This is a genomic window from Polaromonas sp. P1_G4 (assembly GCF_056405475.1).
Genome location: NZ_JBFUCA010000121.1, coordinates 1 through 11,911, shown reverse-complemented (window position 1 = coordinate 11,911; position 11,911 = coordinate 1). Strand labels below are relative to the sequence as shown.

At 64.2% G+C, this 11,911-nt stretch carries 11 protein-coding genes; 7 read left to right on the top strand and 4 right to left on the bottom strand.

Annotated elements, in window-relative coordinates; all coding sequences use genetic code 11:
* The 4 genes from AC1D1X_RS08320 to AC1D1X_RS08305 form a co-directional block, all read right to left on the bottom strand.
* Nucleotides 1-911, bottom strand: a 911-nt coding sequence (locus AC1D1X_RS08320) for a S49 family peptidase (RefSeq protein ID WP_477698123.1), incomplete at its 3' end; no start/stop codon positions are given.
* Nucleotides 912-932: 21 nt separating this feature from the next.
* Nucleotides 933-1,307, bottom strand: coding sequence for a Rieske (2Fe-2S) protein (locus AC1D1X_RS08315; protein WP_477671309.1), 375 nt, complete (start codon nt 1,305-1,307; stop codon nt 933-935).
* A gap of 6 nt (nt 1,308-1,313) precedes the next feature.
* Nucleotides 1,314-1,973, bottom strand: a complete 660-nt coding sequence (locus tag AC1D1X_RS08310; RefSeq protein WP_477671308.1) for an HAD family hydrolase — start codon at nt 1,971-1,973, stop codon at nt 1,314-1,316.
* 437 nt (nt 1,974-2,410) lie between these two features.
* On the bottom strand, nt 2,411-3,565 hold the full coding sequence (locus tag AC1D1X_RS08305; protein WP_477671306.1) for an RluA family pseudouridine synthase: 1,155 nt from the start codon (nt 3,563-3,565) through the stop codon (nt 2,411-2,413).
* A 622-nt stretch (nt 3,566-4,187) separates the two neighbouring features.
* On the opposite strand from AC1D1X_RS08305, the gene AC1D1X_RS08300 reads away from it, so the two are divergent.
* The 7 genes from AC1D1X_RS08300 to AC1D1X_RS08270 form a co-directional block, all read left to right on the top strand.
* On the top strand, nt 4,188-7,307 hold the full coding sequence (locus tag AC1D1X_RS08300; RefSeq protein ID WP_477698122.1) for an Rne/Rng family ribonuclease: 3,120 nt from the start codon (nt 4,188-4,190) through the stop codon (nt 7,305-7,307).
* A gap of 141 nt (nt 7,308-7,448) precedes the next feature.
* The gene (locus AC1D1X_RS08295) at nt 7,449-7,958 is read left to right on the top strand and encodes an RDD family protein (RefSeq protein WP_477671304.1); all 510 of its coding nucleotides are present in this window, start codon (nt 7,449-7,451) and stop codon (nt 7,956-7,958) included.
* A 16-nt stretch (nt 7,959-7,974) separates the two neighbouring features.
* A complete protein-coding gene (locus AC1D1X_RS08290; protein ID WP_477671303.1) occupies nt 7,975-8,691 on the top strand; it encodes an RDD family protein in 717 nt (238 codons plus the stop codon).
* A complete protein-coding gene (locus tag AC1D1X_RS08285) occupies nt 8,688-9,680 on the top strand; it encodes a stage II sporulation protein M (RefSeq protein WP_477671302.1) in 993 nt (330 codons plus the stop codon). Before AC1D1X_RS08290 ends, AC1D1X_RS08285 begins: the two co-directional genes overlap by 4 nt.
* Nucleotides 9,670-10,425: a hypothetical protein gene (locus tag AC1D1X_RS08280; RefSeq protein WP_477671301.1), complete on the top strand. Its 756-nt coding sequence runs from the start codon at nt 9,670-9,672 to the stop codon at nt 10,423-10,425. Before AC1D1X_RS08285 ends, AC1D1X_RS08280 begins: the two co-directional genes overlap by 11 nt.
* A complete protein-coding gene (locus tag AC1D1X_RS08275; RefSeq protein WP_477698121.1) occupies nt 10,422-11,204 on the top strand; it encodes a DUF4129 domain-containing protein in 783 nt (260 codons plus the stop codon). The genes AC1D1X_RS08280 and AC1D1X_RS08275 overlap by 4 nt, the downstream gene beginning before the upstream one ends.
* A partial coding sequence (locus AC1D1X_RS08270) for a DUF4350 domain-containing protein (RefSeq protein WP_477698120.1) occupies nt 11,201-11,911 on the top strand: 711 nt, incomplete at its 3' end. The genes AC1D1X_RS08275 and AC1D1X_RS08270, both read left to right, overlap by 4 nt.

The following is an 11,911-nucleotide window of genomic DNA, read 5'->3' as shown; positions in this document are numbered from 1 at the left end:
TACTCAAGGTTGCCGAGCTGGTCGGCCAGGCCCAGTTCCACCGCCTGCTGGCCGCTCCAGAACAGGCCGCTGAACATCTCGGGCGTTTCCTTCAGGCGTTTACCGCGGCCGGCTTTGACCACCGCGATGAACTGCTGGTGGATCTGGTCCAGCATGGCCTGTGCAAAGACCTTTTGTTTTTCACTTTGCGGGCTGAACGGATCAAGGAATCCCTTGTTTTCGCCGGCCGTCAGCAAGCGGCGCTCCACGCCCAGCTTGTCCATCAGGCCTGTGAAGCCAAAGCCATCCATCAGTACACCGATGCTGCCCACAATGCTGGCCTTGTCGACGTAAATCTTGTCGGCCGAAACAGCGATGTAATAAGCGGCGGAGGCGCAGGTTTCTTCGACCACAGCGTAAACCGGCTTCTTGTGCYTGGCCTTCAGGCGCAGGATTTCGTCGTTCATCATGCCGGCCTGCACCGGGCTGCCCCCCGGCGAATTGATCAGCAGCACAACCGCCTTGGCGCCTTCGTCTTCAAAGGCGGCACGCAGCGCAGCGTTGACGAACTCGGCGCTGGCGTCGGCGCCCGCGGCGATTTCACCCTTTATTTCCACCACGGCCGTGTGCGGAACAGTCGCATCGCTGGCAGGCGTGCCGCGGTGCAGTGCCATCCATACCAGAGCGATGAAAAACGCCAGCCAGGACAGGCGCACAAAGGTTTTCCAGCGTCGCGTGGCTTTTTGTTCGTTGAGCGCAGCAAAAGCCAGTTTCTCAAGCGTCRCGCGCTCCCAGCCGGGGGCGGAAGGGTCAACGGCGGATTTTCTGGCCTGGGGATAAGGCGGAAGGGATTCCGGCTGGTTGGGCCGGAAATCCGATTCGCGCAGCGAATCAGAGTCCATGGGAGGGTCGGGGCGATGGGGGTCGTTCATGGGCGATAGTTTAGAGAGGTATTAGAACTGTAGCGGTTTAAGGTTGTAAGCAGAATGCCAATAAACAACCCCTTCAATTTCTGAAAGCTCGATTTTGACCAGCCCTCCCTGGCAAGGCCCGCCGGCGCACAGGCCGGTATCCGGACGGTAAACGGCGCCATGGCTGGCGCATAAAAGCCACTGCCCCCCGGTATCAAACACCCGGTTGGGCTGCCAGTCCAGCTCCATCGCGACATGGGTGCAGCGATTGAGATACGCGTGGACCATTCCTTCGTAACGGACCGCAAAGGCGCGGCAGGTCTGCCCGGCATAAATGACGTCGAACGGCACTGCCAACCCGCCTTCAAGCAGGTCGCGGCTATTGCACAAAGCTTGCCGGGGTTCCGTGGACGTCATCGAAAACTACCCGTGGGCCAGCAGCCAGTCGTGCAGTTCCTGCACCGAATGCGCGACATGGCGCGGCGACAGCGCGGTAAATGTGTCCGGCTCATGCGCGCCATAACTCACTCCCACACTGGCACAAGCAGCATTGACCGCCATCTGGAGGTCATGGGTGGTGTCGCCCACCATCAGCACGCGCCCCGCGGGAATACCAAACTCCGCCATGAGCTCATGCAGCATGCGCGGATCGGGCTTGCCTGCCGTCTCGTCAGCCGTGCGGGATCCGTCGAACACGCCCTTGAGCTCTATGGTGCGCAGTACTTCGTCAAGGCCGCGGCGCGACTTGCCGGTGGCCACCGCGAGCAGGTGACCGCGCGCTTTCAGGGCGTCGAGCAGGGGAAGCACGCCCTCAAACAGGCTCAGGTCGTCGTAATGCGCAGCATAGTGATGGCGGTAGCGCTCGCCCAGTTGGGGATACTTTTCGGGGGGTACATCAGGCGCGGCATGAGCCAGCGCCTGCATGAGGCCCAGGCCGATGACGTAGCCGGCTTCCTTGTCGGTGGGGACCGTGCCGCCCACATCACGCACCGCGGCCTGGATACAGCGCACGATGATTTTGGTCGAATCAAACAGCGTGCCATCCCAGTCGAAAGCGATCAGATCGAAATTTCGGGTTTGCATGTCCCATCCCTGCGTCACTGTCCCTGGATTCAAGGTCACAAAAGCGCACACACAAACCACCAGGCAGATTGCCGATCTGGAAACAACAAAACGAAACGCAGACACGGCGTTCAAGGAAGGCACCACACGCCTGTTCAACAGCCAAAAAACCGCGGCCGCCAAAAGGGTGGGGAGCGGAAACAGAAGCATCGTTTCAACATTCCCCCACGACACCCAGAACATGAATTCCGTCAGAAGCGGCCAAAAGATGACCGAGGGCACTTCGCTCCACCGGAATTCGCCGCGCCCAAGCTCACCTGCCACCAGGTAATACGCCACACCGTACAGGGCAGGACCGGCAAAAACAAACATCAGCACTGTTCCGGCCAGGCCGCTGAACCTTCCCCGTATCGGCTTGGCTGCACTGTTTGAGCCAGGCGCTTCATGGCCCCTGTGAATCATGTGGAAACCTGCGCCGGCAAAAACTGCTGCAGCTCAGGCGGCAAAGGCGCCTGCAGGTGCACGACCTTGCGCAGTTTGGGATGGTTAAATTTCAGGCTCCAGGCGTGCAGAAACATGCGTTTGAGCGATGCCGTGCCCGGGGCGGACCTCTGCAGCGCCCGGTTCAGTTCAAAGTCTCCGTATTTGTCGTCACCGGCAATCGGATGCCCCTCATTGGACAGATGCACGCGGATCTGGTGCGTGCGGCCGGTCTTGATTGTGACTTCGAGCAGGGTGAAGGGCGTTGCGGGCGCCAGCGGACTGGCAGGAAAAGCCGACTTGACCTTGACCAGCGTCACCGAACGCATGCCGTCGGGGTGGTCGTTGGGCACCACCTTCACACGCCGCTCGCCATCGGGCAATAAATACTTGTGCAACGCCTTGTCGATCACGCGGTGATTGGCCGGCCAGTCGCCGCCGACCAACGCCAGGTAGACCTTGTCGGTTTCACGCTCCCGGAACTGCTCCTGCAGCAGCTTGAGCGCCATGCGCCGCTTGGCGATCAGCAAGATGCCGCTGGTTTCGCGGTCCAGCCGGTGCACCAGCTCCAGAAAGTCAGCCTCGGGCCTGGCCATGCGCAGCTGTTCGATCACGCCGAAGCTCACGCCGCTGCCGCCGTGCACAGCCACACCGGCCGGTTTGTCGATGGCCAGCACAAAGTCGTCTTCAAACAGAATCGGGAATTCGCGGGACGGCGCATAGCCGCCCGTAGTCGAACTCGCGCCGTGGCGGGCGATTTCCTGGGCCATGGCCTCGGCCTTTTGCCCGGCCCGCTCAGAGGTGCGAACCGGCGGCAGGCGCACGATGTCGCCGGTCTCCACCCGCGTATCGGCCTGCGCCCGGCCCTTGTTAACCCTCACTTCACCGCTTCGGATGATGCGGTAGACATGGGTTTTGGGCACGCCCTTGAGTTGGCGGATCAGGAAATTGTCGAGGCGCTGGCCCGCATAGTCTTCATCTACCGTCACCAGCGTGGCCTGCGGCGAGGCCGGGGCCGCCGCCGGTGGAGTGGATGGCGCCGGGGTGGGCGCGGACACGGCTGCGGGCGGCCATACCGGTGTTTTCCCGGGTTTCCTTGCCAAGCCCTTTGCTGACCCTATAATGTGTTTCACTAGCGATGCGCTGTAAGTGGTTGATTTGTCTGGAGTTTAGTCCACGCAAGTCCCCGGCCCTGAAAAGGCAAACAAGCAGCCTCGCTGGAAGGTCGATGCCCACGCCGGCAATTGCCCGCAAGCGACGAGTGCAAGGCACCTCGCGGCGAGCGTCTTTGCACGGTAGAAGAGTCGACGTTTTGCGAACAACACTACGGAATACCATGTGTGCAGCCCAAGTCATGAACAACAGGCTGCATGCGGATCCAGTCGAGATCAAGTCCTTAACGGTAGCCCTCTGATGACAACACTGGTCAGTCTGATTTATATGTGCCTGCGGCGCCTCACGACATTCGTGGGCCCTGCTTTTGGCATAAATCAGCCGCCAGCCCTTGTACAGTGGGCGCAAGCAGCTACTCTTTTTGTAGCATCCACCCGTTTGACCCCTGCTCGCTCCATCCACGCGCCTACGCCCAGACCACGTCGCTGACCGATTCACTTCGGTCGGCCGCGCGCTGTCAAAAGCTCTCCGGCAATTCCTCCAGTTCGCACTGCGTCCCTCCGGCGTCGTTGGCCCATTTTGGGCATGTGATTGATGTTCAAGACATGACATCAAAACGAAGAACGATAAGGAAGGCTACCCATGAAACGGATGCTGGTAAACGCCACACAGGCTGAAGAACGCCGTCTGGCGATCGTCGATGGACAAAAACTCCTCGATTACGAAATTGAAATTGAAGGGCGCGAACAGCGCAAGGGCAACATCTACAAGGCCGTCGTCACCCGCGTCGAGCCCTCACTCGAAGCCTGCTTCGTCGACTACGGCGAAGACCGCCACGGCTTCCTGCCGTTCAAGGAAATCTCCAAGCAATACTTCGCCCAGGGTGTGCCCGTCAACCAGGCGCGCATCAACGATGTGATCCGTGAAGGCCAGGAACTGCTGGTCCAGGTCGAAAAAGAAGAACGCGGCAACAAGGGCGCGGCCCTCACCACCTTCGTTTCCCTGGCAGGCCGCTATGTGGTCCTGATGCCCAACAACCCGCGCGGCGGTGGCGTAAGCCGCCGTATCGAAGGCGAAGACCGGGCCGAGCTTAAAGAAAACATGGACCAGCTGGAATATCCCAACGGGATGTCCATCATCGCGCGCACCGCCGGTATCGGCCGCAGCGCGCCGGAGCTGCAGTGGGACCTGAACTACCTGCTCAAGCTCTGGACCGCGATTGACGGCGCCGGCAAGGGCGGCAAGGGCGCCTACCTGATYTACCAGGAATCCAGCCTSGTSATCCGCGCSATCCGCGACTACTTCAACAGCGACATCGGCGASATCCTGWTCGACACSGACGACSTSTACGAGCAGGCCMGCCAGTTCATGRMCCACGTGATGCCCGASCACGAGCACCGCGTCAAGCGCTACCGCGACGACGCGCCGCTGTTCAGCCGCTTCCAGATCGAGCACCAGATCGAGTCGGCTTACGCGCGCACCGTGCAGTTGCCCTCCGGCGGCGCCATCGTCATTGACCACACCGAAGCGCTGGTTTCGGTCGACGTCAACTCCGCCCGCGCCATCAAGGGCGGCGACATCGAAGAAACCGCCACCCGCACCAACCTCGAAGCCGCCGACGAAGTGGCGCGCCAGATGCGTTTGCGCGATCTGGGCGGCCTGATCGTCATCGACTTTATCGACATGGAAGAGTCGCGCAACCGCCGCGACGTGGAAAACCGCCTGCGCGACGCGCTGCGGCAAGACCGCGCCCGCGTGCAGTTCGGCACCATCAGCAAATTCGGCCTCATGGAAATGAGCCGCCAGCGCCTGCGCCCCGCCCTGTCGGAAGGCGCGTCCATCCCCTGCCCGCGTTGCGGCGGCTCCGGCCATATCCGCGACACCGAAAGCTCGGCACTGCAGATCCTGCGAATCATCCAGGAAGAGTCCCTCAAGGACAGCACGGCCTCGGTGTTGTGCCAGGTCCCGGTCGACGTGGCGTCTTTCCTGCTGAACGAAAAGCGCTCCGAGATCGCCAAGATCGAAGTCAAGCAGCGTATCAACGTGCTGCTGGTTCCCAACAAGACGCTGGAAACCCCCAACTACCGCCTGGAACGCCTGAAGCACGACGACCCGCGCCTGGACAACATCGCCGCCAGCTACAAGATGGCCGACGAAATCGAGGATCCGACCACCGTCACGCGCCGCAGCCAGGAAAAGCACAACAAGCAGGAGCCCATCATCAAGGGCGTCTTGCCCGATGCACCTGCGCCGATCGCGCCGCCCAAGCCGGAAGTGGCGCCACAGGCGGCTCCCAAGCCCCAGTCGCGCCGCCCTGCCCCGGTAGCAGCTGCACCCGCAGAAAAAGGCTTCTTCGGCTGGATCAAGAGCCTTTTCGGCGGCGCGGAAGCGCCAGCCCCGGCACCTGCCGCCAAAGAAGTGAAAAAAGACGAGCGCGGCGAAGGCCGACGTGAAAGCCGCGATGGCCGTGGCGATGGACGCGGTGAGCGTTCGGAYCGTGGCGGCGAACGCGGAGGCCGCGACGGCCGCCGCGGTGGGCGTGGCCGCAGCGAAGGACGCGGCGGTGAAGGCCGAGGCGAAAACCGCGAAGGACGCGAACCACGCCCAGAGGGCCAGGGCCGTGGCGAAGGCCGCAATGAAGGCCGTGGCGGCGAGCGCCGCGAACGCAACCCGGAAGGCCGCAACGAAGCCGGCCGCCAGGAACGCCCAGCCGGTGAAGCCCGCGGCGAAAGCCGTCCTGAAAATGCCGGCGACCAGCCCCGCAGCGAAAACCCCAGCCGCGAAGGCCGCGGCCGCCGCGAGCGCGGTGAACGTGGCGAGCGCGGTGGTGAGCGCATTCAGCGCGACTCCGTCGAGCAGGACCTCGCACTGGCCAACCAGGCCGCCATGGCAGCCGCCATGGGCGGTGAAGCCGGCGAGCCGCGCCAGGAACGCGCACCGCAAGACGGCGAACGCCCACAAGGCAACCGTGAACCGCGTGGAGAGCGTGGTGAAGGCCGCCGTGACCGCGGCGACCGCAACGGCCGTCGCAACGACCGCCGCACAGACCGCCCTGAAGGCGCCGAAGGCCAGAATGCTGCCGCTGAAGGCAGCGCCGGCTTCAATCCTGAAGCCGTAGCGGCAGCCCCCGTACTGGACGATGCCGGCAATGTGATCGCCCCTGCACAAAACGGCCAGGCCGAAGACCAACGCCAGCCACGCGAACGCCGCAGCCGGGACCGCTATGGCCGTGACCGCCGCGAACGCGGCGAAAACGGTGAGCGCAGCGAGCAACCTGCAGAAGCCGGACAGGCAAGCGGGCAAGCCGAATTTTCGGAACCTAATCAGCCGCAAGCCCAAGAGCAGCGTGCGCAAGCAGCTCCTGAATTTGTAGCACCGGTGGCTGCCGCCGTTCCGGTTGCTGTACTGGCTCCAGCCTACGTGACCCCAGCAGCCGTTGCCGCACCCGTAGCAGCTCCTGCCCCCGCACCGGCGCCAGCCGCTGTGCCGGTTGCTGCCAGCCTGCCCAAGGTTCAGTCTTACGACTTGCCCCTGCAGGACCTGGTTCAGGTCGCCCAGTCCTCAGGCTTGCAGTGGGTCAACTCAGATGCCGCCAAGATCGCCGAAGCCAAAGCCGCCATCGCCGCCGAAGCCAAGCCGGTCCACGTACCGCGTGAGCGCCCACCGCTGGTGGTCGCCGACGAAGGCCCGCTGGTGCTGGTCGAGACCAGGCGCGATCTCGGCGCTGTGAAGCTGCCTTTCGAACAATCGGCCGGCCAGTAAACGCGCCGACCTCTGCCGCATAAGCGGCACCTCACCAAAAGGCCCGCAAATGCGGGCCTTTTTTACGTCCTTCCTATCTTGCAGCAATGTCGTTAAGAGGCCCTAGAATCAACCCAACAAAATAGGCATGGGGAGAGGACGATGGACAATCCGCAGCACGATGCGCGCTATGCGCCGCCGCAGGCCAGCGTAGACGACGTGGTCGCGGCGTCAGAGGGGCCTGAGCTGGCCAGTCGCATGCGGCGATTTTGCGCCGTGATGCTCGACGCTGTTATTCAGTCCCTCTTCCTTTGGCTGGTGTCGGTACTGACGCCCTTCAATCCCTGGAACACGGAAGGACGCGACATGTGGTCCGTCGATCTGGTGAGCATGGGTGTCGGCGCCCTGATTTTTCTTGTGCTCAACGGCTACCTGCTCGCGACACGGGGCCAGACGATTGGCAAGGTCTTGCTCAAGATACGCATTGCCCGACCTTCGGGAGAGTCCGTTTCCGTCAAGCGCCTGGCCCTCCGATATGGCGCGGGGTTCGCGGCCAGCATCATGGTGGTCGTCCTGTGGGTCTATTCCCTGCTGGACTGCCTGATGATTTTCCGGAAATCCCGTCGCTGCCTGCATGACGAGATTGCGGACACCGTGGTCTTCAAGATCTGACAGGCAGCCCAGCCCTGTGACAACCGCGCGCCTCGACACGCTGTACACGGCCGAAACACCGGAGGGCATCACATTGTCCTTACGGCCCGCCGGCATCGTGGCACGCGGGCAAGCCTACCTGATTGACCTGGCCATACGGTCCTGCCTGTTTATCGCTGTGGCCGTAGTGGTCGGAGCAATGGGCAAGGCGGGCGCGGCAATCCTGCTGGTGACCTACTTCGGCCTCGAGTGGTTTTATCCCGTGGTGTTCGAGTTGACCCGCGCCGCGGCCACCCCTGGCAAGCGCGCGATGGGCTTGCGTGTGGTGATGGATTCCGGCCTGCCGGTAACGCCTGCCGCCTCGCTGACCCGCAACCTCCTGCGGGCCGCCGACTTCATGCCGGCGCTGTTTGGTGCCGGACTGCTCTGCGTCCTCTGGCGCAGCGACAGCAAACGGCTGGGTGACCTGGCCGCCGGCACCCTTGTGGTGTTTAGCGAATCAGTCAAGCTTCATGGCGATGTTCCCTTGGCTGATCCGCTGGCCCCCGCACGGCCGCTATCCGCGACCGAACAGGCCTCGGTGCTCTCCTGGGCCGGCCGTGCAACGCGATTAACCCCTGAACGTTTCGGCGAACTCGCAGCGCTGGCAGAGCCCGTGCTTGGCACAGGTGTGCCAGGCAGCAGCGCCACACAACGCCTGCTCGGGCTGGCGCAATGGCTGATGGGCCGGCGTGAAGGAGACGCGCGCCGATGACGCCTCTGCAATTTGAAGCCCTGTATGCGCCCCTCTGGACCGAACTCGAAACGGTGATCGGTATCGCCGAAACCCAGCGCAAGTTCGACGGTGCGCGGCTGGCCACCCTCTACCGCCGTGTTTGCGAGCACCTGGCGCTGGCGCAGGCTCGCGCCTATCCCGTTCACCTGACGCAAAGGCTCGAAACATTGACGCAAGGCGCGCATCGGCTGATTTACCGGCAGCACGACTACGGCCTGGCGCGCCTTGGACGGCTGGCGCTGGTTGACTTCCCGCAAGCCGTACGCGCGCACCGGGCCTACCTGCTGGTGGCGTTCCTGCTGTTCGTGCTGCCGCTACTGGCTGCCGGCCTGGCGACTTACCGCGACCCCGGTTTCATCCTGCACCTGATGGACGCGGCGCAAGTGCAGCAGTTCGACGGCATGTACAGCGACAGTGCAAGGTCCTTCGGGCGCAACCGCGACGCCGGTGGTGACTGGCAGATGTTCGGCTATTACGTCATGCACAACATCGGCATCGGCTTTCGCTGCTTCGCGGCCGGCATCTTCGGCGGGGTCGGCAGCGCCGGCGTGCTGCTGTTCAATGGGGTGCAGATAGGCGCCGTCGGCGGCTACCTGATCGCCGCCGGCCACGGGCAGAACTTCTGCTCCTTCGTCATCACCCACGGCGCCTTTGAACTGACCGCCATCGTGCTGGCGGGCGCCGCGGGACTCAGGCTGGGCTATGCACTGATCGCGCCGGGCCGGCATACCCGGCTAGAGGCGCTCCGGCTGGCGGCCCGCCACGCCATCGTGGTGATTTACGGCGTCATCGGCCTCCTGCTGATCGCTGCCGCCGTCGAGGCCTTCTGGTCTTCGGCGCGATGGGTCACGCCCGCTGTGAAATATGGTGCGGGCGCAGCCTGCTGGGCGCTGGTGCTGGCTTACCTCGGGTGGCAGGGAAGGCCGCGCGCCGTCCCCGCGGACCCCGGAAAACACCATGCAGGTTGATGCACTCGCCGTTGCACTGCGGCCGCGGCCCATGGCCGAAGCCGCGGACCTGGGTGTCGCACTGGTGCGCCGCCATGCCGATTCCATCTGGCGCACTTTCCTGCCCATGTATGTGGTCGTCATCGTGCTGGTGCTGTGCACGGCGGAGTTTGCCGGCTGGCTCCCCGGGCTGTTGATTTTCTGGCTCAAGCCCTGGTTTGACCGTACCTTGTTGTTCATCCTGTCACGCGCGGTGTTCGGCCAGCCCACGCGGTGGAACGACCTCTGGCAGCGCCGTGGGATGGTCTGGGGCGGCCAGTTGCTCCGGACACTGCTGTGGCGGCGCCTGTCTCCCTGGCGTTCATTCACGCAGGCCGTCGATCAGCTCGAAGGCCAACGCGGCGGCGCCAGGCGCAAGCGGCGCGACCAATTGCTGCGCGGGCGCCGTGGTGCGGGCGCCGGCATGCAGATGATTTTTGCCAATGTCGAGATCGCGCTCGAACTCGCAATCCTGTCGGCGCTGCTGTGGTTCGCTCCTGAAGGCAGCTTCGGAGACGTCTGGCGTTGGCTGCTCGACTCGGAGGCTTCGGCGCAAAGCCTGCTTTTTGCAGCGGTGTACGCTTTCGTCGTCGGTTTGATCGAGCCCTTTTTTGTGGCCGCCGGATTTGCGATGTACCTGAACCGGCGCGTTGAACTCGAGGCATGGGACATCGAACAGGAATTCCGCCGTGCTTTCACCCCCGCAGCGGCGAAAGGCCGGCCATGATGGCTTCTCGCCACGCCGCCGCAAGGTGCTTTTCATGGCGATGGGCCGCGGCCTGCGTCGTGATGGCGGGTATGTCATCGTGGGCCAACCCGGCTGCGGCGCCAGCCGAGCCGCCCTCGCGCCAGCAGGTGCAATCGGCCGCCGACCGGGTTCGTGCCGATCCCAACCTGCCCAGCAGCAAGAGCGAAAAATCCCTGCGCTTCAAGAGCCAGGACAAAAAGCCGGAAGACAAAAAGAAGGATCGCGACAGCCTCAACTGGCTCAAGGATTTGGTGGCCAAGGTGTCCGAGGGCGCGCGCCTGCTCGTGTGGGCGCTGGGCGCGCTGGCCCTGGCCTGGCTGGTGGTCGGCATACGGCGCTGGGTGAAGGTGCGGGCCGGCGGCGGCCGGCACCGGATGGCGCCCCTGCCCAGCCATATCGGCAGCCTGGACATACGGCCTGAAAGCCTGCCCGACGATGTGGGCGCCGAAGTCGCGTCGCTCTGGCAGCGCGGCCAGCGGCGGCCCGCGCTGTCGCTGCTCTACCGCGGCGCGCTTTCCCGCCTGGTCCACCTGCATGCGGTGCCCATCCGGAACGCCAGCACCGAAGGCGAATGCGTGGCTCTCAGCGAGGGCCGGCTGGCGCCCATGTCGCTGGAGWTTTTCGCGCGACTGGTGACCGCCTGGCAGCTGGCGGCCTATGGCGGACGCCTGCCGCCCACGGCCGGCGTGCTGGCGCTGTGCGCCGAATTTGACGCGCGGCTGGGCGCATCCATCGCCCCGGCGAAAGCCATCGCATGAGGGACCGACTGATCCTCATCCTGCTCGGCGTGCTGTTGCTGGCGGGTAGCGCCTGGCTGATGTCGGCCACCGAATGGGTGGACGTCGACACACCCACGCCAGCCAAGGGTGAGGCCCTCACCAACCCGCTTTACGCCACCGAAAAACTGCTGGTCGCCCTGGGTGCGCGGGTCGTGCGGCACAAAAGCCTGGATGCCATGCCGCCGCCGCAAGCCCGGCTGGTGCTGGTGTCGCGCAACTGGGACCTGTTCCCTGAACGCGCGCAGCGCCTGCGTGCCTGGGTGGCACAGGGTGGGCATCTGGTCATCCCGGGCTTCCTGGCCGGCCATAAATCGCTAAAGGACTGGCTACCCGTCACGGAGCAAAGCCCCTTGAAGTGGGAGTCGCCCGCGATGCCGCCGCGCCCGTTGGCCAAACCCGTCAAGGACATGGACTGCCGCGCGCTGGAAGAGCCCGCCGAGGTCATCGCGAGCTACGCCGACAGCCGTGTCTATCGCGCCTGCGGCGCATATTTCAGCCCCCAGTACCTGCCGGTGAATCGGCTGGCCGCACCGCTGTGGTCCCTGCGCGGCACGGCCGGCACTGAGGCCGTGCGCGTGCAGGTCGGCCAGGGCACGGTCACCGTGCTCGGTGGATGGAACCTGCTGGACAATAGCAACCTGCTGCGCGCCGACAATGCGCAGCTGGCGGCCGCGGCATTGCAGGCG